Genomic DNA, 23,954 nt, shown 5'->3' with positions numbered 1-23,954 from the left:
ACGAATCATCGATAGATATTGCGAGCGAGGCCCAAGGGGGCAAAGCAGGGATCGGGCGATTGGCCACATAGGGCCGGTCCGGTTCCTGCCGACTCGCCAGACGGAGGAGACGGCATTGAGAGGGATCGATTGCCCGAGCGCGATACACGCGCTCGACGGCTGGCATGGTGTGGTGGCTGTTCGGAGCGCATGGCCGAATGCGGCTTCGTCAGGTCTGTCGGAGGGCGCCCGCCGTGTTCGCTGAATTCATGCAGTACCTGTTCTCGGGGCTGACCGCCGGCTCGACCTATGCGCTCGTCGCGCTGGGTTTCACCATCATCTATAACGCCAGCCACATCATCAATTTCGCCCAGGGCGAGTTTCTGATGATCGGCGGGCTGGGCTCGGTCATGCTCATGCAGTACGGCCTGCCGATGCCGGTTGCCGTGGTGGGGGCGATCGTCGTGGCCGTCGTTGCCGGCATCCTGGTGGAAAAGCTGGCGATCGAGCGAGCCGGCACAAACGATATCGTGCCGCTGATCATCATCACGATCGGTGCTTCGCTGTTCCTGCGTGGCGGCGCCCAGTTCTTCTGGGGCAAGTCGATCCATGCGCTGCCGGCATTCAGCGGTAATACGCCGATCAATATCGCGGGCGCCACGATCCTGCCGCAGAGCCTGTGGGTGCTGGGTGTCGGTGCGGTGGTCGTCTGCCTGCTGGCGTGGTTCTTCAAGCGCACGCTTACCGGCAAGGCGATGCTCGCGGTGTCCCACAATCCGGATGCGGCACGGCTGGTCGGGATCAACCCGCGTTTCATCCTCATGCTGTCGTTTGCGCTGGCAGCAGCCCTCGGCGCCATCGCGGGTGCGGTCGCCGCGCCGATCACGCTGACGGCCTATGACGTCGGCGTCATGCTGGGCCTGAAAGGCTTCGTTGCCGCAGTGCTCGGCGGCCTCGGCAGCCCGTTGGGGGCGGTGGCCGGTGGCCTGCTGCTGGGCATAATGGAAGCATTCACGGCGGGTTATGTGTCCTCCGAGTACAAGGACGCCGTGCCCTTTGTGATCGTGCTGCTGGTGCTGTTCCTGATGCCGAGCGGGCTGTTCGGCTCGCGCGCGACGGAGCGGGTGTAATGGGTATGCTCAAGACACTGCGTACGCCGCGCATGGGGTTGATCGTCGTGGCGCTGATCCTCGCCGCGGCGCCGCTGGCCTTCTCCAATCCCTATCAGTACGACGTCGCCATTCATGTGCTGCTCAATGCGATGGTGGCGGTCGGCCTCAATCTGCTCATGGGCTATGCCGGCCAGATCAGCCTGGGCCATGCGGGCTTTTTCGGCCTCGGCGCCTATGTGACCGCTGTTCTGAGTGCGAACTATGGCTGGCCGGTCTATCTGTCGATGCCCGCCGCGCTGGTGGTTGTCGCCATCCTCGCGTTCCTGGTGGCGCGCCCGATCCTGCGGCTGTCCGGCCATTATCTGGCCATGGCGACCCTCGGGTTGGGGATTCTCATTTCCATCGTCTTGCGTACCGAAGCCGGCATCACCGGCGGACCGGACGGCATGATGGCGCCGCCGCTGTCGGTGGGTGACACGCCGATCTACGACGAGCGATACTGGTACGCGCTGATCGCGGTACTACTGCTCATCACCGTCTGGCTGGCGCTCAATCTCATCGACTCGCCCGTGGGCCGGGCGCTGCGTGCAGTGCACGGCTCGGAAGTGGCCGCCGAGGTGGTGGGCGTGCATACGCTCGGCTACAAGGTGCTGATCTTTGTCGTCTCGGCGGTACTGGCCGCGCTGGCCGGCGTGCTGACCGCGCATTACTCCGGCTTCGTGACCCCGGATCTAGCCAACTTCATCTATTCGATCGAGTTCGTGACGATGGTGGTGCTCGGCGGCATGGCCTCGACCTACGGGGCGTTGATTGGCGCCGTCATCCTCACGCTGCTGCCGCAGTTTCTGACCGGCGTGGACGAGCTGGAAATGATGGTCCTCGGCCTGATCCTGATGGTTGTCGTGATCTTCATGCCGACCGGCCTCGTGCCAACCCTCGGCCGGCTGATGCCGGGAGGCCGCCGATGAACGCGATCCTCGAATGCCGCGAGCTGACCAAATCCTTTGGTGGTGTCGATGCGGTCGCCGATCTGTCGTTCTCGATTGAACGCGGCCATATCCATTCGATCATCGGTCCGAACGGCGCCGGCAAGACCACGCTGATCAATCTTTTGACCGGTATCTATACGCCGACCAAGGGCAGCATTCTGCTCTCCGATCAGGACACCCGCGGACTGGCGCCGTACAAGCTTGCCCGCCGCGGGTTGGGGCGTACCTTCCAGAACCTGCAGGTGTGCATGAACATGTCGGCGATCGAGAACGTCATGGTCGGCCGCCATCTGCGTCTGAACCGTCGGTTCATACCCTCGCTGCTGCGCTTGAAGTCGGTACGCACGGGTGATCGTGATTGCCGCGAACGCGCGGCCGAACTGATGCGCTTTACCGGGCTGGAAAAACAGATCGACGCACATCCCGGCGAAATGTCCTATGGCGCGCTCAAACGCCTGGAAATCGCGCGGGCCCTGGCCGCCGAGCCGGAGTTGCTGTTCCTCGACGAACCGGCGGCCGGTCTGAATGCCAACGAAACCCATGCCATCGGCGCGCTCATCCGCGAAGTGGCCGAGCGGGGCGTGACTGTCGTACTCGTCGAGCACGACATGCGCCTGGTGATGGACATCTCCGACAGCGTGCTGGTGCTCAATTATGGCCGCCGGCTGGCGCAAGGCACGCCGCAATCCGTGCAGAACGACCCCGAAGTCGTATCTGCTTATCTGGGGGGCGCATGAACGCTGCAGAAACGACCGGACGCGCTGCGCCGCTTTTGAGCATCCGCGGGCTGCATACCCGTTATGGCGCGGTGACCGCGCTGCGCGATATCGATCTCGATGTGGCCGAGGGTGAACTGGTCGCCCTGGTCGGGGCGAACGGCGCAGGCAAGACGACGCTGCTCAACACGCTCTCCGGTATCCAGCCGCACAGTCAGGGCGATATCCATTTCGACGGCGCGGATATCGGCCGGGTCAAGGCGCAAAAGCGCGTCGCTCGCGGCATCACCCAGGTGCCGGAAGGCCGACAGGTCTTCGGCCCGATGTCGGTGGCTGACAATCTCGCGCTGGGCGCCTATACCCGCGGTACCGGCGCAGCCGTCGATCGCGATCTGGACTGGATATACGAACTGTTCCCGATCCTCGCGGAAAAGCGTCGCCAGGCCGCCGGCATGCTCTCGGGCGGCCAGCAGCAGATGCTGGCCATCGGTCGTGCGCTGATGGCGCGGCCGCGCCTGTTGCTGCTCGACGAGCCCAGCATGGGCCTGGCGCCGCTGCTGATCGAAGAGATCTTCGAGATCGTGCGCACGCTCAATGCCGACGGCATCACCATTCTGCTGGTCGAGCAGAACGCCGCCGGTGCGCTGGCGATCGCGGACCGCGGCTTCGTGCTCGAGACCGGCGAGATCACGCTCAGCGGCACCGGCCAGGAGCTGACCGATCATCCGGACGTCAAGCGTGCCTATCTGGGCATGACCGACGAGCCGGTCGAAGACCCGATGTAACGCCGAACAGAACGAATAGATAAGGCTGGCGACAGTCGGCCATGCGCAAGGTGGGAGAAACCAAGGAGACGTTATGCGAATTAAAAAAATAGGGGCAGCGCTGCTGCTCGCACTCGTGACCGCCAGCGGGGCCGCCTTCGCCGCGCCCGATGGCAAGCCGATCAAGATCGGTACCTTCCTGTCCGTGACCGGGCCGGCTTCGTTTCTCGGTGATCCGGAACTCAAGACGCTTGAGCACTGGGTCGGCAAGATCAACGACGACGGCGGCGTACTGGGTCGCCCGCTCGAACTGGTGCATTACGACACCTCCGGCAACGCCGGCAAGGCGCGCACCTTCGTCAAGCGCCTGATCAACTCCGACCGGGTCGACGTGATTGTGGGCGGCAGCACCACTGGCACCACCATGGCAGCCGTACCGCTGGTCGAGCGTTCGCGTATCGCGATGATCTCGCTGGCCGGCGGTATCCCGATCATCGATCCGGTCAAGAAATGGGTGTTCAAGACGCCACATACCGATCGCATGGCGGCACGCAAGATCCTCAAGGACATGCAGGATCGCGGTTTCACCAAGGTCGGGCTGATCTCGGGTTCCGGCGGTTTCGGCCAGTCGGGCCGTACCCAGACGCTGGAAGCCGCCTCCGAGTTCGATATCGAGATCGTAGCGGACGAAAGCTATAACAACAGCGACACAGACATGACCGCCCAGCTCACCAATATCGCCAATACGAGCGGTGTGCAGGCGATTCTGAACTTCGGCTTCGGCCAGGGGCCGGCGATCGTGACCCGCAACTACAGCCAGCTGGGTCTGGACCTGCCGTTCTACCAGTCGCACGGCGTGGCGTCGGAGAAATACATCGAACTCGCCGGTGATGCGGCCGAAGGCGTACGCCTGCCCGCCGGTGCGTTGCTGGTGGCGTCGAAGCTGCCCGACGGTGACCCGCAGAAGGACGTCGCGATGGCGTACAAGCAGGAGTACGAAAGCACCTTCAACGAGTCGATCTCGCAGTTCGGCGGTCATGCCTACGATGGCCTGATGATCGCGGTTAAGGCGATTGAGGCCGCCGGCAGCACCGACCGCTCGGCGATCCGCGACGAGATCGAAAAGACCGACGGTTTCGTCGGCGTGGGCGGCGTGTTCAATATGAGCGCAGACGACCACATGGGTCTCGACCTGTCGGCATTCCGCATGCTCGAGATTCATGACGGCGCCTGGACGTTGATCGACTGACGCGCCGTGTTTCGGCGCGCCGGGAAGGCGGGGCTAACTCCTGCTCGGTCGCATGAAACACCCGCAGGCCCTAGAATCAGGGCGATACAGTGCCCGCGAACCATGCTTCGCGGGCATTTTTATGCCGCGCGTGTGCAGGCGCCCGTAGCCGGTGGCTCGGCCGATTCCTGTCGCGTGGCGGTTCGACCGACCCGTGCGGAGAACGCATCTTGGCCCGATCCCGACCCGTCGATACGCTGATCGAAGATTTCCGTAGCCGGCGATCGCTGCGTGCGACGTCGCTGATCATCTCGGTCTATGGCGATGCCATTGCACCGCGGGGCGGCACGGTCTGGCTGGGCAGTCTCATCAAGCTGCTCGAGCCGCTGGGCTTGAACGAGCGGCTGGTTCGCACGTCGGTGTATCGGTTATCTAAGGAAGGCTGGTTGAGCTCGGAGCAGATCGGCCGGCGCAGCTACTACAGTCTCACCCGCAGCGGTTGGCGCAGTTTCGAGCGCGCCTACGAGCGGGTCTACAGCGAGCCGCGGGTGTCCTGGGATGGCGAGTGGACGCTGGTGCTGACCGCGCAGGTGCCACAGCGCAAGCGCGAGACGTTGCGCAAGGAGTTGTCCACGCTGGGCTTTGGCGCTTTTTCGAGCGATATGCTGGCGCACCCGATGCCGCCACGGGCTGCGCTGACCTCCGTGCTCCAGGATCTCGATTTGCAACGACGCGTGGTGCTCATGCGCGCGCGCAACGAAGGCCTGCCTACGTCGGCGCCGCTCAACCGGCTGGTGCGCGAGTGCTGGAATCTCGAAGCGCTCGGCGTGCACTACGCGGATTTTCTCGATCGCTTTCGGCCGGTCTGGCGGGCTGTCGAGGGCAGGGCAACGCTCGCCCCGCAGGATGCTTTTCTCATTCGCACGCTGTTGATTCACGAGATCCGGCGCCTGCTCCTGCGAGATCCCCAATTGCCGGACGACGTCCTGCCGGGCGATTGGCACGGTGCGGCGGCGCGCCTGCTGTGTCGCAATCTCTATCGCGCGACGTATCGCCAGGCCGAGGCCTATCTCGGCGAGGTGCTGGAGACGGCCGACGGCCCTCTGCCGGAACCGGCCGCCTATTTCTTCGAGCGTTTCGGCGGCCTCTAGACGCCAGGGCTGTGCTGGCCCCGTAGAGCGCAGAAAAACAGACACAGCTTTCTACAAAGCCCGGCTTTACTGTATCGCGACGCGCAACGATCGCGTTTCAGACGGGCGCGATTCGTCGAAATCGCCGCCGTGGGCAGCTTCCCTCTGTCTTGTAACTAACGGCATATACCGAATAAATCATTCCGAACCAGTGATCTGCGAGACGCTGCATCACACTCGCCCGCGCACAATATTTATTTGATACAAAATGCGATACCGTGTAGATTGATTTGTATCAGGACGTGGCGGCGTTGGCGCTGCCGCGGACGCGGTTCCGCGACGGAACGCGTGACAACCAACAAGCCTTTCCAAAGGCGGGAGTGCGAGCCATGTATGCACAGAACGTAGACACCGGCGCCAAGCGCGTGCGCAGCACCGATGAAATGGCGCCGGAAGAGGCGGCCTTTCAGGCACGTATCGATGAAGGCATCAAGATCGAGCCCAAGGACGAGATGCCGGATGCCTATCGCAAGACGCTGGTACGCCAGATCTCCCAGCATGCGCATTCCGAAATCGTCGGCCAGCTGCCGGAAGGCAACTGGCTCACGCGTGCGCCCACGCTCGAACGTAAGCTGATCCTGCTGGCCAAGGTGCAGGACGAAGCCGGTCACGGCCTGTATCTGTACAGCGCTGCGGAAACGCTGGGCGCTTCGCGTGACGACATGCAGGCCGACCTGCTCTCCGGCAAGGCCAAGTATTCGTCGATCTTCAACTACCCGACGCTGACCTGGGCCGATATCGGTGCGATCGGCTGGCTGGTCGACGGCGCGGCGATCATCAACCAGATCCCGATCTGTCGTTGCTCCTACGGCCCCTATGCCCGCGCGATGGTGCGCGTGTGCAAGGAAGAGAGTTTCCACCAGCGCCAGGGCTTCGACATCCTGCACAAGCTATGCACCGGCACGCAGGAACAAAAAGATATGGCCCAGGACGCGCTCAATCGCTGGTGGTGGCCGTCCGTGATGATGCACGGCCCGCGTGACGCCGATTCGGTGAACACCGCTCAGTCCATGCAGTGGAAGATCAAGCTGTTCACCAACGACGAACTGCGTCAGAAGTACATCGACCAGACCGTGCCGCAGGCCGATTTCCTTGGCCTGACCATTCCCGATCCCGATCTGAAGTGGAACGAGGAAACGGGCCACTACGATTTCGGCGAGCCGGATTGGGACGAGTTCTGGAACGTGCTCAAGGGCTATGGCCCCTGCAATCAGGAACGTCTGCAGGCGCGTATCGACGCCCACGAGGGTGGCGCCTGGGTACGCGAAGCCGCGGCCGCCCACGCCGAGAAACAGGCCCGTCGCCGCGAAGCCGCAGCGGCCTGAGCCCACAGGAGAATATCGACATGAAAAACAACTGGCCCCTGTGGGAAATCTTCATTCGCAGCCAGCACGGCCTGTCGCACAAGCATGTCGGCAGCCTGCACGCGCCGGATGCCGAGATGGCGATCAAGAACGCCCGCGACGTGTACACGCGCCGCAACGAGGGCGTGAGCATCTGGGTGCTGCCGGCGGAGCAGATCACGGCCAGCAGCCCGGGCGATCGCGAGCCGCTCTACGAGCCGGCCCGCAGCAAGGTCTATCGCCATCCGACTTTCTTCCCGATGCCCGACGGCGTCGAGCACATCTGAGCGGGGCGGCCATGACTCTGGACGAAGCACGCTACGAATACCTGCTGCAGCTCGGCGACAGCGATCTGATCCTGGGCCAGCGGCTGGCCGCGCTCTGCGGCCACGGCCCGGCGCTGGAAGAGGACATCGCCATGAGCAACGTGGCGCTGGACCTGATCGGCCAGGCCCGGTTCTGGCTGTCTTACGCGGCCGAGATCAAGGGCGCCGACGCCGACGAGGACACACTCGCGTTCCTGCGCGACGCGCCGGCCTATCGCAACGTGCTGCTCGTCGAGCAGCCCAACGGGGACTACGGCCACACCATCGTGCGCCAGTGTTTCTACGACGTCTGGCATTTCTTCGTGCTTCAGGCTTTGATGCAGTCCACCGATACGCGTATTGCCGATATCGCCGCCAAGTCGATCAAGGAAGTGCAGTACCACGTCGAACGCAGTGGCGACTGGGTCGTGCGTCTGGGTGATGGCACCGAGGAAAGCCATCGCCGTACCCAGGCCGCGGTGGACAAGCTCTGGCGCTATACCGGCGAGCTGTTCCGCAGCTCCGAAGCCGAGCAGGCGCTGGTCGAGGCCGGCATCGCGGTAGATGTCGCCACGCTCTACGAACCGTGGCGCGCGCACATGCAGGCGCTGTTCGAAGAAGCCACGCTGGAGCTGCCGGGCGATCAGCCCATGCAGTGCGGCGGCAAGCATGGCGAGCACACCGAGCATCTGGGTTATGTGCTGGCCGAAATGCAGCATCTGCAGCGCAGCTATCCCGGCGCGCGCTGGTAGCCGCGAGGCACGGAGGCTTAGCCATGACCGTCAGCGAACAAACCCGTTTCGATATCAATGATGTCTGGCAGTGGCTCGATGCCGTGCCGGACCCGGAAATCCCGGTGGTGTCGGTGATCGACCTCGGCATCGTGCGCGATGTTCGGTTCGAGGACGAACAGCTCGTGGTCACGATCACGCCGACCTATTCCGGCTGCCCGGCCATGCAGGTGATCGAGGACAACATTCTCGAAGCCCTGCGTGAAAACGGCGTCGATGACGCACGGCTCGACGTGCAGCTGTCGCCGGCCTGGACCACGGACTGGATGAGCGAGCGCGGCAAGGAAAACCTGCGCGGCTACGGCATCGCGCCGCCGGGCGAGAGCGCCGGTACCCAGGTGATCGACATCAGTCGCATCACCCGCAGCGGCCGCAACGTGTTGCCGCAGACCTGTCCGCACTGTGGCTCGAAGCACACCGAGCGGGTCAGCGAGTTCGGCTCCACGCCCTGCAAGGCGCTGCATCGCTGTCTCGACTGTGCCGAGCCGTTCGACTATTTCAAACCGTTCTAGGCAAACCGTTCTAGGCAAACCTTTTTAGGCAAGCCATTCCAGGCAAACCGCTTTCAGCCAGGCCATTACCAGCCTGCACGCGTCTTCAGGTAGCACGCCATGCCCCAGTTTCATTCATTGCCCGTCAGCGCCGTCGAGAAACAGAACCGCGATGCGGTGGTGGTCTCCTTCGACGTGCCGGGCGAGCTGCGCGACACCTTTGCCTATACCCAGGGCCAGTACCTGACCCTGCGCACCGAGATCGACGGCGAGGAAGTGCGCCGTTCCTATTCGGTGTGCTCGGCGGTACAGGACGAGCAGCTGCGGGTCGCGGTCAAGCGCGTGCAGGGCGGCCTGTTCTCCAACTGGGTCAACGACAATCTGGCGGCCGGCGAGGCGATCGAAGTCATGCCGCCGGCGGGGCGCTTCAATCTAGCGCTCTCCGAAGATCACGAGAAGCACTATGTCGCCTTCGGCGCCGGCAGCGGGATCACGCCGCTGCTGTCGATCATCAAGACCACACTCATGGCCGAGCCGAACAGCCGCTTCACGCTTTTCTATGGCAACCGCGCCTCCGGCAGCACGCTGTTCCGCCAGGAACTTTCGGATATCAAGGACCGCTATCTCGGCCGCTTCAATCTGGTCTACATCATGAGCCGCGAACAGCTCGATATCGAACTGTTCAACGGCCGGATCGACCGCGCCAAGGTCGAACAGCTGCTGACGCACTGGATCGACCCGTCGGATATTGACGCCGCCTTTATATGCGGGCCACTCGACATGATGGAAGCCACCCGTGACGTGCTCATGGAACGCGGCGTGGCCAAGGACACGATCAAGATGGAGGTCTTCGCCGCGACCAAGTCCGCGGCCCAGGCCCGTGCCAACGCGCCGGTCGTCACCGATGCCACCGATCGCGCGAGCGTGAAGGTCGTCATCGACGGGCGCACCCACGAATACGATCTCGCCCGCGGCCAGGAAAACTTGCTCGACGCCGCGCTCGAGCAGTCGATCGAACTGCCGTACTCCTGCAAGTCCGGCGTGTGCTCGACCTGCCGCTGCAAGCTTGTCCAAGGCGAGGTCGAGATGGATACCAACTTCGCGCTCGAGGATTACGAGGTCGAACGCGGCTTCATTCTCAGCTGCCAGAGCTTTCCGGTGACCGACAACGTGGTGATCGATTTCGACGCCGAAACCTGAAAGAGGTCTACAGAACTACTGTGCTTGTCATTTCGAACCCGTCCCGTGCTCAAAATGCTCACGTATTGCTTATACGTTGCGCTTTTTGCGCTCCCGGCGTGTCCGAACTGACCGCGCTCGCAACGTTCTGTAAACCTCTTTAAGAGCACAACACAAGATTCCGGCGGCGCCGCGAGCCGCCCATACGATTCGAGGAGCACAGCCATGCAATCCAGCAGCTACGTCCAGGGCCAGTGGGTCACCGGCGAAGGCGGCAAGACCGTGTTGAACGCCGTGACCGGCGAACCGGTCGCCCGCGTCTCCAGCGACGGTATCGATTTCGCCGGCATGCTCGACTATGCGCGCACCCAGGTCGGTCCCAAGCTGCGGGCGCTGACCTTCCACCAGCGCGCGCTGCAGCTCAAGGCGCTGGCGCAGACGCTGATGGCTGACAAGGAGCGCTTCTACAAGTTGTCGACCGCGACCGGCGCCACCCGAACGGATTCCTGGGTGGATATCGACGGCGGCATCGGCACGCTGTTCACTTATGCCAGCAAGGGCCGGCGAGAGCTTCCGAACGCCACCTTCGCCATCGACGGCAATCCGGAACCGATGTCGCGCCACGGCAGCTTCATCGGCCAGCATATCTGCACGTCGCTGGAAGGCGTGGCCGTGCATATCAACGCCTTCAACTTTCCGGTCTGGGGCATGTTGGAGAAGTTCGCGGCCAACTATCTCGCCGGCCTGCCGGCGATCGTCAAACCGGCCACCCAGACTGCGTTCGTCACCGAGGACATGGTGCGTGCGATTGTCGATTCCGGCCTGATCGAGGAGGGCGCGCTGCAGCTGATCAGCGGCGGTGTGGGCGATCTGCTCGAGCACGTGACCTGTCAGGACGTGGTCACCTTCACCGGCTCGGCGACCACCGGGCGCAAGCTCAAGCAGCACCCGGCGATCGTCGAGAACGCCACGCGGTTCTCCATGGAAGCCGATTCGCTCAACTTCCTGGCCCTCGGTCCCGATGCCGGCCCGGAAACGCCCGAATTCAAGCTTGCCGTGAAAGAGACCATGCGCGAGATGACGGTCAAGGCCGGGCAGAAATGTACCGCCATCCGCCGTGTGCTCGTGCCGCGTGAACATCAGCAGGCTTTCATCGACGCGCTCGCCGAGAAGCTCGCCAAGGTGGTGGTCGGCCACCCGGACGCCGAAGGCGTGACCATGGGGGCGCTCGCCAGCCGCGATCAGGTCGAGGAGGTGCGCGCGCGCATTGCCGATCTGCAGCAGGGCGCGAAGATCGTCTACGGCGATCCGGCACAATGCGATGTCGTCGATGCCGACGCCGAAAAGGGCGCGTTCGTCGGCCCGGTCGTGCTCTCGGCCGATGCCCCACTCGAGCACAAGGACATTCACGCCATCGAGGCCTTTGGCCCGGTGGTCACGGTGATGGCCTATGACAGCACCGACGAGGCCATCGAACTGGCGCGTCTGGGCGGCGGCAGCCTGGTCGGCTCGGTCGTGACGCACGATACCGATTTCGCCCGCGCGATGACGCTTGGCTGTGCGCCGTATCACGGCCGCCTGCTCGTGCTGAATCGCGACTGTGCCAAGGAATCCACCGGCCACGGCTCGCCCATGCCGATGCTCGTACACGGCGGCCCGGGACGTGCCGGCGGCGGCGAGGAACTGGGCGGCATGCGTGCGGTATTTCATTACATGCAGCGATCGGCATTGCAGGGTTCGCCCGACATGCTCGCCGGCGTCATCGACCACTGGCTGCCCGGCGGCAGCCGCCAGCAAACCGATCGCCACCCGTTCCAGAAGCATTTCGACGAACTCGAGATCGGCGACGCGATTCTCACCGATGCGCGCGAGATCACCCTCGAGGACATCGAGCATTTCGCCCATTTCACCGGCGACACCTTCTACGCGCATATGGACGAGGAGGCCGCCAAGGCCAACCCGTTCTTCGACGGCCGCGTGGCCCACGGCTACTACATCGTGTCGCTGGCGGCCGGCTTGTTCGTCGAGCCCAATCCGGGCCCGGTGCTGGCCAACTACGGCGTCGACAACCTGCGCTTCATGACCCCGGCCTATCCGGGCGACGCGCTCAAGGTCGCGCTCACCTGCAAGCAGAAGACCAAGCGCGAGAACACTGAATACGGCGAAGTGCGCTGGGACGCCACAGTGACCAATCAGGAAGACGAGGTCGTGGCCCAGTACGACGTGCTGACCATGGTGGCGACCACCGCCTGGACGCCGGAAGCCGAAGAAACGGCCGCGGCCTGAGGAGAGATCGAGATGGCAGACGATTCCATTGTCCTGAGCATTGATGCCGGCATTGCCCGCATCACGCTCAACCGGCCGAACAAGCTCAACAGCTTCAACGTGGCCATGCACGAAGCGCTGGCCGAAGCGCTCGACACGGTCGAGGCGGATGAGTCGGTTCGCGTGCTGCTGCTCACCGGCGCCGGCAAGGGCTTCTGCGCCGGCCAGGATCTGGGTGATCGCGCGGTGTCGTCGGACAGCGGCGAAGCGCCGGATCTGGCCTATTCGGTCGACACCTATTACGCGCCGCTGGTACGCCGCCTGCGTGCGCTGCCCCTGCCGGTGGTCTGCGGCGTCAATGGCGTGGCCGCTGGCGCGGGCGCGAATCTGGCGCTGGCCTGTGATCTGGTGGTGGCCCGGCGTTCGGTCAAATTCATCGAAAGCTTCTGCAAGCTGGGCCTGATTCCGGACACCGGCGGCACTTATTTTCTGGCCCGCCGTATCGGTATGGCGCGGGCGATGGGCATCGCCATGCTCGGCGAGCCGATCGATGCGGCCACCGCCGCCGACTGGGGCCTGATCTGGCGCTGCGTGGACGACGAGGAATTCGATAGCGAAATCGACAAGCTCGTCGTGCACCTGTCGAAAGCACCGACCAAAGGTCTCGCCCGCACCAAGCAGCTCATGTATGCCGGTGCGAATGCCGGTCTCGATGAGCAGCTCGATGCCGAGCGCGATGCCATGGGCGAGCTCGGCCGCAGTGCGGACTATGCCGAAGGCGTGGCCGCGTTCACAGAAAAACGCACGCCCGAGTTCAAGGGGCGCTAAGAAATAACGAACAAGCCGGTAGCGCGTTACTAGAACAACAACAGGACGCGCACCGGCACCAACAGGCCTTATCGGAGGAGTCGAACCATGCAGTCCAGCCAGAACGGGGCGCCCGCAGCGTCCGTGGAAGACGACCCGCAGGCGCTGGCCGACCGCGTCGGCGAGGCCATGCTCGCCCGCGACGCGGCCTCACGCATGCTCGGCATGCAAGTCGAAGCCATGGCGCCGGGCTATGCGCGTGTGTCGATGCCGGTGCGCGACGACATGGTCAACGGCCACCAGACCTGCCACGGCGGCCTGATCTTTTCGCTCGCCGACAGTGCTTTTGCCTTTGCCTGCAACAGCGGCAATCAGAACACCGTGGGCGCGGCCTGCAACGTCGATTATCTGCGCCCGGCCTTCATTGGCGACGTGCTCACCGCCGAGGCCGAGCAGCGTTCGCGCTCCGGGCGAACCGGTGTCTATGACGTCACCGTGCGCAATCAGAACGACGAGACGGTCGTGCTCTTTCGCGGCCGTTCGCACCAGGTGCGCGGCGAAGTGCTCGAGGTGATGGCCGCCGACGCCTGATGCAGGTGTACGACATGCATGCCGGCGCTCGGTCTCGAGCGCCGGGTCGCAACAAAAGCAAGCGTTGGCCCCATCGGCACGACGCTGACCAAGGATAGCAACGCCGCAGCGCGGCACCGAGACCGAGGAGATGACCCATGGCCGCCCAACTCAAACCGACATCGCTGCTCGAACCGATCGAGACCGCCAGCCGCGATGAGCTTCAGGCGCTGCAGCTCGAGCGACTGAAGTGGTCGCTGCAGCACGCCTACAACAACGTGCCGCGCTACAAGGCCAAGTTCGACGAAGCCGGCGTGCACCCGGATGATCTGGAAACGCTGGCCGATCTGGCCAAGTTTCCGTTCACCACCAAGCAGGATCTGCGCGACGCCTATCCGTTCGACATGTTTGCGGTCCCGCGGGAGCAGGTATCGCGTATCCATGCGTCGAGCGGGACGACCGGCAAGCCCACCGTGGTCGGCTATACGCACAACGATATCGAGACCTGGGCCAACCTGGTCGCGCGTTCGATCCGTGCCGCCGGCGGATTGCCGGGCGATATCGTGCATATCGCCTACGGCTACGGCCTGTTCACCGGTGGCCTGGGCGCGCACTACGGCGCCGAGAAACTCGGCTGCACGGTGGTGCCGATGTCCGGTGGCCAGACCGAGAAACAGGTCCAGCTGATCCAGGACTTCAAACCGCGGATCATCATGGTCACGCCGTCCTACATGCTCAATCTCATCGAGGAGTTCGAGCGCCAGGGCCTGGACCCGCGCGAATCGTCGCTGGAGATCGGCATCTTCGGCGCCGAGCCGTGGACCAACGCCATGCGCGAGGAGATCGAACGCCGTGCCGGCATCGATGCGGTGGATATCTACGGCCTGTCGGAAGTGATGGGGCCGGGCGTGGCCAATGAATGCGTCGAGACGAAGGACGGCCCGGTGATCTGGGAGGACCACTTCCTGCCCGAAATCATCAATCCCGAAACGGGCGAAGTCGTCGCCGACGGCGAGCCGGGCGAGCTGGTGTTCACCTCGCTGACCAAGGAAGCGCTGCCGATCATTCGCTATCGCACCCGCGATCTGACCCGTCTGCTCGCACCCACGGCGCGTTCCATGCGGCGTATCGACAAGATCACCGGCCGCTCGGACGACATGCTCATCATCCGCGGTGTGAACGTCTTCCCGACCCAGATCGAAGAGATCATCTGCAAGCAGAAGGGGCTGGCGCCGCATTACCTGATCGAACTCACCCGCGAAGGCAATCTCGACCACGTCGCGCTGACCGTCGAACGCGGCCACGATTTCGACGAGCACAGCACCGAGGACGAGACACTGAGCAGCCTGCAGCAGCACATCAAGTCCTATATCGGCATCAGCACCAAGGTGACGCTGTCGGCCGTAGGCACGCTCGAGCGCTCGCTCGGCAAGGCCAAGCACGTGATCGATCGCCGGCTTGGCGGCAAGGACTAACCCGGACGTGTTGCCCCGGCGGTGGCTTGCCGGGGCGTACTTCGGTCAGCTGCCGGCGTGACGAGTCCGCCATACGCTGGGCGCGGCACCGAAGCGATCCTTGAAGGCATGGCTGAAACGGGCGCTGTCTGCAAAGCCGTGGGCAAGAGCGATATCGGTGATCGACTGACTCGCGCCCGGGTCGTGTGCGAGTGCATCTCGAGCATGACTCAGCCGCGTTTCGGTGATCAGACGGGCCGGCGTCGTGCCGTGTCGGGCGAGCAGGCCGTAGAGCGTGCGTCGCGATACACACAGCGCCGCGGCAAGGCGATCCGGGGTGAGATCGCTGCTGGCCATATGGGTGGCGATGAAGTGTTCGGCGCGCCCGATACGCTGCGTGTCGAGGCCGCACTCGTCGCGCTCGGCCGCACGCGCAAAGGTGGCTGCCAGCATCGTCCCGACACCCTGCATGACATCGCTGATCCCCGGGTCGTTGGGCGCCGGGCGCGAACGCGCAAGGGCGGTGATCGCACCCAGCGCTGCCTGCATGGTCGGCATGTCGGTGAGTTCCGTTGCGCTCACGCGTTCGGCATAGCGCGGCAGCCGATTGTCGACGTCGTAGGGGATCAGCAGTACGGCCAGGTGGGCGCCATCGCTCAGGCGGATGCGGTAGGGCCGGGTCGTGTCGCACAGCGTCGCGCGGCCCGCCGTAAGGCACACCGAGCGCCGATCCTGGTTGAGCTCCAGTTGCCCGGAGAGCTGCCACATCACCTTGAGAAATCCCGCATTGGCACGGCGCGTGAGCGCGGGCGTGCGGTCGACGTCGGACGCGGCGCTGCCGATATGCGTAAGCGTGTAATCGCCGAGCGCACAGCTGCGGGCCTGGGCCTGGAAACCGGCGGTCGTCCGACTCGCCATTTCCAAGGCCGGGAAGTGCTGATTGACGTAATCCTGCCAGCCGCCGAGATCGTGAAATCGGTGGTTGTCCTGCGCCGCAGCTATGGGCTGGGAATATGACATTGAATGCAACGGTCCTCCGCCGTAGTGCCCGGTTTGTACGGGCTTTTCGGCTGCAAATTGCGGGCCATCCATGGTCTGGGCTGCATGCAGCGTCTTTTCTTTTTGTGTACGCCACTGTCGCGGCCCTGTCAAAAGGCGGTGCGAGGCGGCGTGATGTGCACGCAGGCACAAGTCGATCTGCACGCAGCAGCATGCGATCGCGCCGCGGCAGGCGCAGTCTCGAAGGCATGCAATCCATCGCTGCAATCCACAACCACAACGAGCACGCCCGCCGCGAGTGTGCTGCTGCAGTGTTTCGACTGACCGAGGAGACGACGTGACCCAGGCCTACGAACATTTCATTGCCGGCCAGGCAATGCCCGCCTCCGACGGGGCGACGATGACCCTGCCCAACCCGGCGACGGGCGACACGCTGGCCACCTCGGCTGCAGGCACCGCCGCCGACGCTGAGCGGGCAATCGAAGCCGCCCATGCCCAGCTCAAGGGCGGCGAATGGTCGCAGATGAACGGCGCCTCACGCGGCCTGTGTATCCATCGCCTGGCGGACCTGGTCGAGCGTGATGCGGACCAGATGGCCGATATGGACGCCAACGCGATCGGCCGCCCGCCGGCCGAGCCGCGCATGCTCGATCTGCCCAATGCGATCGCCACGTTGCGTCATGCCGCCGGTTGGGCCGACAAGATCGAAGGCCGCACGATTCCGACTGCCGGTTATATGGGCCAGCCGACGCTGTCCTATACCGAGCGGCTGCCGGTGGGCGTGGTGGCGGCGATCGTGCCGTGGAACACGCCGCTGATGATCACCTGCTGGAAGCTGGGCGCGCTGCTCGCCGCGGGCTGCACGGTGGTGATCAAGCCCGCGGAGCAGACGCCGATGTCGGCGCTCCACCTGGCAAAGCTTTGTCAGGAAGCCGGCATTCCGGACGGCGTGGTCAACGTGGTGACCGGCGAGGGTGCGACGCTTGGGCCGGTGCTTTGCAAGCATCCGAAGGTCACCAAGATCACGTTTACCGGCAGCCCCGAGACGGGCGCGGCGATCCAGAGCGTGGCGGCACCGCTGTTCAAGCACGTGGCGCTCGAGCTCGGTGGCAAGAGCCCGCAGATCGTGTTCGACGATGCCGATCTCGAAGCCGCCGTGGGCGGCTGTGCAATGGGCCTGTTCTTCAATCAGGGCCAGGTGTGCGCGGCCGGCACGCGTCTGCTCGTACACGAGGATATCGCCGCTGCGTTCACCGACAACCTGGCTGAAGTGGCGCGCAGCATCCAGGTGGGCAATCCCGATCAGGAAGGAACCCAGATGGGCGCCGTGGCCAGTAAGGGCCAGTACGACAAGATCAACGACTATATCCGTCGCGGCAGCGATGAGGGCGCCAAGGTGCTTGCCGGTGGCCCATCCGAAGACGGCGACTCGGGCTGGTATGTCCGTCCGACATTATTCGCCGAGGCCACGAACGACATGAGCATCGCCCGCGACGAGATCTTCGGCCCGGTCGGCACGGTGATCACCTTCCGCGACGAGGCCGAGGCGATCGCGATCGCCAACGACACGCGTTACGGCCTGGCAGCCACCGTGTGGACGTCGAATGTCGCCCGCGCACATCGGGTTGCGCGCCAGATCGAAGCGGGCGCGGTAGGCGTCAACGCCTGGGCCCCGATCGATCCGCAGCTGCCCTGGGGCGGCGTCAAGCAAAGCGGTATTGGCCGTGAATGTGGCCTGGCCGGCGTGCTGGCGTACACGGAAGAAAAAGTCACCACCGTGGTGCTCTAGCCAGTCGACATGTTGTCTCGGCCGGGCCGTGTGGCTGGTCGTGGGGCTGCAGTGCCGGGCCGGCTTTCGCCAGCGCGACCCGGCACACCAAACCGATAAAAAAGTCGCCGTCGCCTTTCGACGAGCGACAGTCGAGGAGAATTGCATGATTCATGTTGCGCGGGCGCGAGTCCGCCTGGTGGTGGCTCTGTGTCTGACCGTATGGGTCGGTGTGGCCGCCGCAGGTAATCGGCCCGACGTAAACGCCGAGCGATTGAACGCCGCGGCGAGCGAGCCGAGTAACTGGATGGCCCACGGCGGCAGCTACGACGAGCAGCGTTTCAGCCGCCTCGAGCAGATCGATCAGAGCAATGTCGGCGAACTGGGCCTGGCCTGGTCGTACCGTCTGGATATCGATCGCGGCGTGGAAGCCACGCCGATCGTCGTCGACGGCGTGATGTACACGACCTCGGCGTTCAGCATCGTCTACGCGCTGGATGCGAAGACCGGGGAACTCCTGTGGAAGCATGATCCGAAAGTGGCTCGCACCGCCGCCCGCGACGGCTGCTGCGGTCCGGTCAACCGCGGCGTGGCGGTGTGGCAGGGCAAGGTTTTCGTCGGCGCCTTCGACGGTCGTTTGATTGCGCTGGATGCCGAAACCGGCGACGAGGTCTGGAGCGTGGACACGCTCATCGACCACGAACGCAGTCAGACGATCACCGGCGCGCCGCGTGTCGTGAACGGCCGTGTGATCATCGGCAACGGCGGCGCCGAATTCGGCGTGCGCGGCTATATCACCGCCTACGACGCCGATACCGGCGATCAGGCCTGGCGGTTCTTCACCGTGCCGGGCGATCCCTCCAAGCCGCCGGAAAGCAAGGCCATGGCGATGGCGCGCGAGACCTGGTTCGGGGATCGCTACTGGAAGCAGGGCGGTGGCGGCACGGTCTGGGATTCCATGGCCTACGATCCGGAGCTTGATCTGCTCTATATCGGTGTCGGTAACGCCAGCCTGTGGAACCGTCAGGCACGCAGCGAGGGCAAGGGCGACAACCTGTTCGTCGCCTCGATCGTCGCGATACGGCCCGAAACCGGTGAATACGTCTGGCATTACCAGGAAACCCCCGGCGACCAGTGGGATTTCACGGCGACCCAGACCATTACGCTTGCCGACCTCGAAATCGACGGCGAGACACGCAAGGTGCTGATGCAGGCGCCGAAGAACGGTTTCTTCTATGTGCTGGATCGTAGCGACGGCGAGTTGATCTCGGCCGAGAAATATGTACCGGTGACCTGGGCCGAACGTGTCGACCTGAAGACCGGGCGGCCGGTGGTCAACGACGACAAGGCGGATTGGACGAAAGGCCCGAAGCTGATGATGCCGGGGCCGCTGGGCGGGCATAACTGGATGCCCATGTCATTCAATCCGCAGACCGGGCTGGTCTATATTCCGGCCCAGGTCGCCCCCGCGCTGCTCGATCCGGATAACGAAGCGACGTGGCAGGGCAAGGGTACGCTCCAGCTCGGCAGTCAGCCGGTGGCACTACCCGAGGATCCCGAAGCCCGCGCGCAGATCGTGGATATGTACAAAGGACGTCTGATCGCCTGGGACCCGATTGCCCAGGAGGAAGTGTGGCGCCAGGACTATCCCACGATCTGGAACGGCGGCACGCTGTCCACGGCGGGCGGTCTGGTCTTCCAGGGTACGGCCAACGGTGAGGTGCGGGGCTACGCCGCCGATAGCGGCAAGCTGCTCTGGCGGTCGCCCGCGAATACCGGCGTGATGGCCGGCCCGGTCACCTACACGGTCGACGGCGAACAGTACGTCACGTTCATGGCCGGCTGGGGCGGTATCTTTCCGACCGGCTTCGGCGGGCTGGCCGACAATACGAAGGTCGAGCCGCGTGCGCGGGTGCTGACCTACAAACTCGGCGGCGATGCCTCGTTGCCGGCAGCCACCCAGCTCAAGACGACGATCGCCGCGGATATCCCGCCCTTGACGGCCAATGAAGAGACCGTCGCCAAAGGGCGTGATCAGTTCAATACCCATTGCGGCGTCTGCCATGGCTTCAGCGCTTATAGCGGCGGCGTGCTGCCGAATCTACGGAACATGTCGAAGAGCGCACATGACGCCTTTATGCCCATTGTGGCCGGCGGTGTATTGAGCGGGCAGGGCATGCCGTCGTTCGCCGATCGTCTGTCGCAGGCGGATATCGAGGCGATTCATCAGTATCTGATCAAGCGTCAGCACGATCTCGCGGACGAGATGGCGGCTGATGCCGGCGACAAGGATAAAGACGCGTCGTGATTCACGCCTGCAGTCGGGGTCGGCCGGCGGGTGTCGTCCATGGGCGGTCCGCGATAGCTGTTCATGTCGCACCGACGCCCGGCGCCGATGCACGTCACGACAAGTCGAATTGCACCGCCGGACATGCAGACATGCGTGCCGGCGGCGCAGTCTTTAAGCATCGCTATAAAAAGCGAGGGGACAAACGGGGATGCGCCGGCCCGGCCGGGCAGTCGCACCGGCTTTATGGGTCCGCTGTGGCAGCGGGGGAAATCGCGCCGCAGCCGACTGCATCGAACAGCTCCAGCGAGGAATAACTATGAACAAACGACTGTTTCGTGCCAGTGGCGTTGCCGCGGTTGCCGCCCTGGTGTGGACCGCCAGCGCCTCGGCACAGCTGCCGCCCGACGAGATCGGCACCGTCACGCTCGACGAGCCCGGTCCGCATCGCGCCTACATCATCGATACGCAGTTCGATAACGCCACCACCGGCAAGGTCGTGGTCGTCGATCCGGAAGAAAAGAAGATGCTGGGCATGATTCCGACCGGCTATCTCGCGCCGTCGGTGCTGTCGCATGACGACACGCGGCTGTATTCGGCCGATACGTTCTGGTCTAGAGGCGTGCGCGGGGTGCGCACCGACGTGCTCACCGCCTGGGATACCCAGACGCTGGAGCCGAGCTGGGAAGTCGAGATCCCGACGAAGCGCGCCAATATCCTCATGGAACGCAACATGCTGACCATGAGCAACGACGACCGCTTCGTCTATATCTACAACTTCACGCCCGCGACGTCGGTCACGGTGGTGGATACCGAGGCGCAGGATGTTGCCAGCGAGATCGATATCGCCGGCTGCTCGTTGAACTATCCGATCGGCGACCGCGCGTTTGCCTCGATCTGTGGCGACGGCAGCTTCCAGCAGGTCAAGATCGACGACGACGGCCAGGAAGTCTCGCGTACCCGCACGAAATTCTTCGATCCGAACGAAACGCCGATGAACGAACGCGCGGTGCGCGACGGCGACATGTACTACTTCACCACGCTCGACGGCGACATCCAGCCGATCGACGTGTCCGGCGAGGCGCCGAAAGTCGGCGAGCGCTGGTCGCTGTTCACCGACGCCCAGCGCGAGGAAGGCTGGGGCGTCGGTGGCTGGCAGTTGATGGCCATCTCGCCGGCCTTGAACCAGATGTATGTGCTGGTCCATCCGGAGCATGCCGATCGGAACTGGGAGGATCCCAGCAACACGATCTGGGCGTTCGATCTGGATACGCACGAGAAAGTCGGCGAGCTCAAGACCGAGAACTATGTCTGGAGCCTGAACGCCACGCACGATGACGAGCCGCTGCTGCTGGGCGTGAACATCGATGGCGGGCTGGATGTATTCGATCTCACCAAGATGGAATACATGCATACCGTCGATGGCATCAGCGCGATTCCGGCGCTGGTGCTCAGCAGTCATTAGGAGGTCGAGATGATTCACCCGATCTTTGCGGTGGCGTTTTCTCTGGTGCTGGCGGTGATCCTGTTCGCGGGCGCCAGCCACAAGCTGCGTGCGCCGCATCGTTTCGCCCGCCAGATCGATGACTACGCGTTGCTGCCGGGCTCGGCGGTGGCGCTCGCCGCCCGCGCGGTGCCGGTCGTTGAAGTGCTGATCGGTCTCGCGCTGCTGGTGCCGGGTCTGCGTGCCTTGGGCGCCGCAAGCGCGGGCCTGCTTCTGGCGCTGTATACCGGCGCGATCGCAATCAACCTGTTTCGCGGTCGCCGCGATATCGACTGCGGCTGCAGCGGCCCGGGCCTGGAGCGTCCGCTCTCGCCGGCACTGCTGGTGCGCAACGGCGTGCTGATCGTCATGGCCGTGATCGCCGCACTGCCGGCGGGGTCGGCCGCGCTACACGGCTTCGGCCTGTTCCTGATTGGCGCCAGCGTGGCCGCCATTCTCATCCTTTACACCGCGACCGAAGGCCTGCTGACCAATCAGCCGCGCCTCAAGTCGCTTTCCGGGAGATAGTCATGGATGTCGCTCTCATATCCCAGATCCTGCTCTGGATCGTGGTGGTCGCGCTCGCCTTCGTGGTGATGGCGCTCGTGCGTCAGGTCGGCGTACTGCATTCGCGTATCGCGCCGGCTGGCGCGCTCGTGCTCGACAAGGGCGTGGCGGTGAACAGTCCCGCGCCGCAGGTGACCGCTGCGGATCGTCACGAACGCCCGGTCAACGTCGGCTACAAGAGCGATAAGGGCCAGCTGCTGTTCTTCCTGTCGCCGACCTGTCCGATCTGCAAGTCGCTGCTGCCGAGCCTGCGCTCGCTGGGCCGCCAGTATCGAAGCGATCTCGACGTGGTCTATATCAGCGACGGCGACGCCGGCTCACAGCAGGCACTCATCGCCGAGCACGGTCTTGAGGACGCCACTTATGTCGTCGGCCCCGAGATCGGCATGACCTACCAGATCGGCAAGCTGCCCTACGCGGTGCTCATCGATGCCGACGGCGTGCTTCGGGCGAAGGGGCTGGTCAACAACCGCGAGCATCTGGAAAGCCTGTTCGAGGCCCAGGCCATGGGCGTGGCTTCGCTGCAGGAATACATGCACGGCAACACGCGTGCAGCGCAATAATCACCGGGGGACTCCATGAAATTTATAGATCGTTTCTTCGAACGCTCAACCCGCCACGTGGCGTATTCGACCTCGCGTCGCAACGCGCTGGTCAAGTTCGGCTCCTGGGTCGTGGTCGGCACGGCGCTGCCGCTGATCCTGCCGGTGGACCGCAGCAGCGGTAATGCCCATGCGGCCGAATCGGGCACGCCGGGTGATCCGGGCGACCCGCAGAGCTGCGACTACTGGCGTTACTGCTCGATCGACGGCTTCCTGTGTACCTGCTGTGGCGGCACGATCAATGCCTGCCCGCCCGGTACGGACGTGTCGGAAGTCACCTGGGTCGGCACCTGCCATAACCCGGCCGACGGGCGTGACTACATCATCGCCTACAACGATTGCTGCGGTAAGCAGGCCTGCGGGCAGTGTGCCTGTAACCGCAACGATAGCGAGCAGCCGCTCTATCGCCCGTTCAACAACAACGACATCAACTGGTGTCTGGGCGCCGAGCACATGACCTACAACTGCACGATCGCCACGATCCGCGGCGTCGCCAGCTGAGTCCATGACCGGTCGCACGCCGTTCGCTGCCGCGCTGGTGCTGGCCATGGGGTTGCTCATGGCCGGCGCCGGTTTCGCGCAGAGTCTGCCCGGGCCGCATAACCGTCCGGCACCGGGCAACGAGGCCCAGGCAACGCCACCGCGCGACGCCGGCTACCGGCCGCAGGTCAACTATCAGCTCGAATGCTCGGGCTGTCATCGCGTAGACGGCCAGGGTTCGCGCGCCAACGACGTGCCGCGCATGAAGGATTTCGTGGGGCATTTTCTCGAAGTCGAAGGCGGGCGCGAGTTTCTCGTACGCGTACCCGGGGTGTCGCAATCGAGCTTTACCGATGCCCAACTGGCATCGCTGATGAACTGGATGCTCACCAGCCATATCGCCGGCGACAGCACGCCGGACCACTTCGTGCCCTATACGGCCGAGGAAGTGGCTGATCTGCGCGCGACGCCGCTCGACGAGATCGACACCACGCGCGACGTATTGCTGCAACGCATGCGTGATCAGCAGATCGCGATCCGCGACGGACTGGCCGACCGGCCTTAGTGACGGCGTGTCGTAACGAA

General features: G+C 64.2%; 23 protein-coding genes. 22 read left to right on the top strand and 1 reads right to left on the bottom strand.

Going from position 1 to position 23,954, the window contains the following annotated elements; genetic code table 11:
* Positions 1–233 precede the first annotated feature (233 nt).
* From SADO_RS06885 to paaK, 15 genes are all read left to right on the top strand, one after another.
* The gene (locus tag SADO_RS06885; RefSeq protein WP_353110384.1) at positions 234–1,109 is read left to right on the top strand and encodes a branched-chain amino acid ABC transporter permease; all 876 of its coding nucleotides are present in this window, start codon (positions 234–236) and stop codon (positions 1,107–1,109) included.
* Positions 1,109–2,059: a branched-chain amino acid ABC transporter permease gene (locus SADO_RS06880; RefSeq protein ID WP_353110382.1), complete on the top strand. Its 951-nt coding sequence runs from the start codon at positions 1,109–1,111 to the stop codon at positions 2,057–2,059. Before SADO_RS06885 ends, SADO_RS06880 begins: the two co-directional genes overlap by 1 nt.
* Positions 2,056–2,817 (top strand): ABC transporter ATP-binding protein, encoded by a 762-nt coding sequence (locus SADO_RS06875; protein ID WP_353110380.1) that lies wholly within the window; start codon positions 2,056–2,058, stop codon positions 2,815–2,817. The genes SADO_RS06880 and SADO_RS06875 overlap by 4 nt, the downstream gene beginning before the upstream one ends.
* On the top strand, positions 2,814–3,581 hold the full coding sequence (locus SADO_RS06870) for an ABC transporter ATP-binding protein (protein WP_353110379.1): 768 nt from the start codon (positions 2,814–2,816) through the stop codon (positions 3,579–3,581). Before SADO_RS06875 ends, SADO_RS06870 begins: the two co-directional genes overlap by 4 nt.
* A 73-nt stretch (positions 3,582–3,654) precedes the next feature.
* Positions 3,655–4,809 carry an ABC transporter substrate-binding protein gene (locus SADO_RS06865; RefSeq protein ID WP_353110377.1) on the top strand — a complete coding sequence of 385 codons (1,155 nt, stop codon included), beginning with the start codon at positions 3,655–3,657 and terminating at the stop codon, positions 4,807–4,809.
* Between the two features lie 209 nt (positions 4,810–5,018).
* A complete protein-coding gene (gene paaX / locus SADO_RS06860) occupies positions 5,019–5,939 on the top strand; it encodes a phenylacetic acid degradation operon negative regulatory protein PaaX (RefSeq protein ID WP_353110376.1) in 921 nt (306 codons plus the stop codon).
* Positions 5,940–6,307: 368 nt separating this feature from the next.
* A complete protein-coding gene (gene paaA, locus SADO_RS06855) occupies positions 6,308–7,303 on the top strand; it encodes a 1,2-phenylacetyl-CoA epoxidase subunit PaaA (protein ID WP_353110374.1) in 996 nt (331 codons plus the stop codon).
* Between the two features lie 20 nt (positions 7,304–7,323).
* On the top strand, positions 7,324–7,608 hold the full coding sequence (paaB, locus tag SADO_RS06850) for a 1,2-phenylacetyl-CoA epoxidase subunit PaaB (RefSeq protein WP_353110372.1): 285 nt from the start codon (positions 7,324–7,326) through the stop codon (positions 7,606–7,608).
* A 17-nt stretch (positions 7,609–7,625) separates the two neighbouring features.
* Positions 7,626–8,378: a 1,2-phenylacetyl-CoA epoxidase subunit PaaC gene (paaC, locus tag SADO_RS06845; protein WP_353110962.1), complete on the top strand. Its 753-nt coding sequence runs from the start codon at positions 7,626–7,628 to the stop codon at positions 8,376–8,378.
* A gap of 23 nt (positions 8,379–8,401) precedes the next feature.
* Positions 8,402–8,929: a 1,2-phenylacetyl-CoA epoxidase subunit PaaD gene (paaD, locus tag SADO_RS06840; RefSeq protein WP_353110371.1), complete on the top strand. Its 528-nt coding sequence runs from the start codon at positions 8,402–8,404 to the stop codon at positions 8,927–8,929.
* 99 nt (positions 8,930–9,028) lie between these two features.
* The gene (gene paaE, locus SADO_RS06835; protein WP_353110369.1) at positions 9,029–10,108 is read left to right on the top strand and encodes a 1,2-phenylacetyl-CoA epoxidase subunit PaaE; all 1,080 of its coding nucleotides are present in this window, start codon (positions 9,029–9,031) and stop codon (positions 10,106–10,108) included.
* Between the two features lie 204 nt (positions 10,109–10,312).
* Positions 10,313–12,373, top strand: a complete 2,061-nt coding sequence (gene paaZ, locus SADO_RS06830; protein WP_353110367.1) for a phenylacetic acid degradation bifunctional protein PaaZ — start codon at positions 10,313–10,315, stop codon at positions 12,371–12,373.
* A gap of 12 nt (positions 12,374–12,385) precedes the next feature.
* Positions 12,386–13,180, top strand: coding sequence for a 2-(1,2-epoxy-1,2-dihydrophenyl)acetyl-CoA isomerase PaaG (paaG, locus tag SADO_RS06825; RefSeq protein WP_353110365.1), 795 nt, complete (start codon positions 12,386–12,388; stop codon positions 13,178–13,180).
* Positions 13,181–13,267: 87 nt separating this feature from the next.
* Positions 13,268–13,750 carry a hydroxyphenylacetyl-CoA thioesterase PaaI gene (gene paaI / locus SADO_RS06820; RefSeq protein WP_353110364.1) on the top strand — a complete coding sequence of 161 codons (483 nt, stop codon included), beginning with the start codon at positions 13,268–13,270 and terminating at the stop codon, positions 13,748–13,750.
* Between the two features lie 137 nt (positions 13,751–13,887).
* Positions 13,888–15,204: a phenylacetate--CoA ligase PaaK gene (gene paaK, locus SADO_RS06815; RefSeq protein WP_353110362.1), complete on the top strand. Its 1,317-nt coding sequence runs from the start codon at positions 13,888–13,890 to the stop codon at positions 15,202–15,204.
* A 45-nt stretch (positions 15,205–15,249) separates the two neighbouring features.
* On the opposite strand, the gene SADO_RS06810 is transcribed toward paaK, so the two are convergent.
* Positions 15,250–16,203, bottom strand: coding sequence for a helix-turn-helix domain-containing protein (locus SADO_RS06810; RefSeq protein WP_353110360.1), 954 nt, complete (start codon positions 16,201–16,203; stop codon positions 15,250–15,252).
* Between the two features lie 316 nt (positions 16,204–16,519).
* On the opposite strand from SADO_RS06810, the gene SADO_RS06805 reads away from it, so the two are divergent.
* The 7 genes from SADO_RS06805 to SADO_RS06775 all read left to right on the top strand — a co-directional run bounded on the left by SADO_RS06805 (position 16,520) and on the right by SADO_RS06775 (position 23,934).
* Positions 16,520–17,971 (top strand): aldehyde dehydrogenase family protein, encoded by a 1,452-nt coding sequence (locus tag SADO_RS06805; RefSeq protein ID WP_353110358.1) that lies wholly within the window; start codon positions 16,520–16,522, stop codon positions 17,969–17,971.
* Between the two features lie 145 nt (positions 17,972–18,116).
* On the top strand, positions 18,117–20,258 hold the full coding sequence (locus SADO_RS06800) for a PQQ-dependent dehydrogenase, methanol/ethanol family (RefSeq protein WP_353110356.1): 2,142 nt from the start codon (positions 18,117–18,119) through the stop codon (positions 20,256–20,258).
* 298 nt (positions 20,259–20,556) lie between these two features.
* Positions 20,557–21,702, top strand: a complete 1,146-nt coding sequence (locus tag SADO_RS06795) for an amine dehydrogenase large subunit (protein WP_353110354.1) — start codon at positions 20,557–20,559, stop codon at positions 21,700–21,702.
* 9 nt (positions 21,703–21,711) lie between these two features.
* Positions 21,712–22,248 carry a MauE/DoxX family redox-associated membrane protein gene (locus SADO_RS06790; RefSeq protein WP_353110352.1) on the top strand — a complete coding sequence of 179 codons (537 nt, stop codon included), beginning with the start codon at positions 21,712–21,714 and terminating at the stop codon, positions 22,246–22,248.
* Between the two features lie 2 nt (positions 22,249–22,250).
* Positions 22,251–22,850 (top strand): methylamine dehydrogenase accessory protein MauD, encoded by a 600-nt coding sequence (gene mauD / locus SADO_RS06785; protein WP_353110351.1) that lies wholly within the window; start codon positions 22,251–22,253, stop codon positions 22,848–22,850.
* Positions 22,851–22,865: 15 nt separating this feature from the next.
* Positions 22,866–23,390, top strand: coding sequence for a methylamine dehydrogenase light chain (locus tag SADO_RS06780; RefSeq protein WP_353110349.1), 525 nt, complete (start codon positions 22,866–22,868; stop codon positions 23,388–23,390).
* A gap of 4 nt (positions 23,391–23,394) precedes the next feature.
* On the top strand, positions 23,395–23,934 hold the full coding sequence (locus SADO_RS06775) for a cytochrome C (protein WP_434547888.1): 540 nt from the start codon (positions 23,395–23,397) through the stop codon (positions 23,932–23,934).
* Positions 23,935–23,954 lie beyond the last annotated feature (20 nt).

The sequence above is a fragment of the Salinisphaera dokdonensis CL-ES53 genome, assembly GCF_040361215.1.
Lineage (GTDB): Bacteria > Pseudomonadota > Gammaproteobacteria > Nevskiales > Salinisphaeraceae > Salinisphaera > Salinisphaera dokdonensis.
Note: the sequence above shows the minus strand (reverse complement) of the source record. Positions and strands in the feature narration are given on the sequence as shown.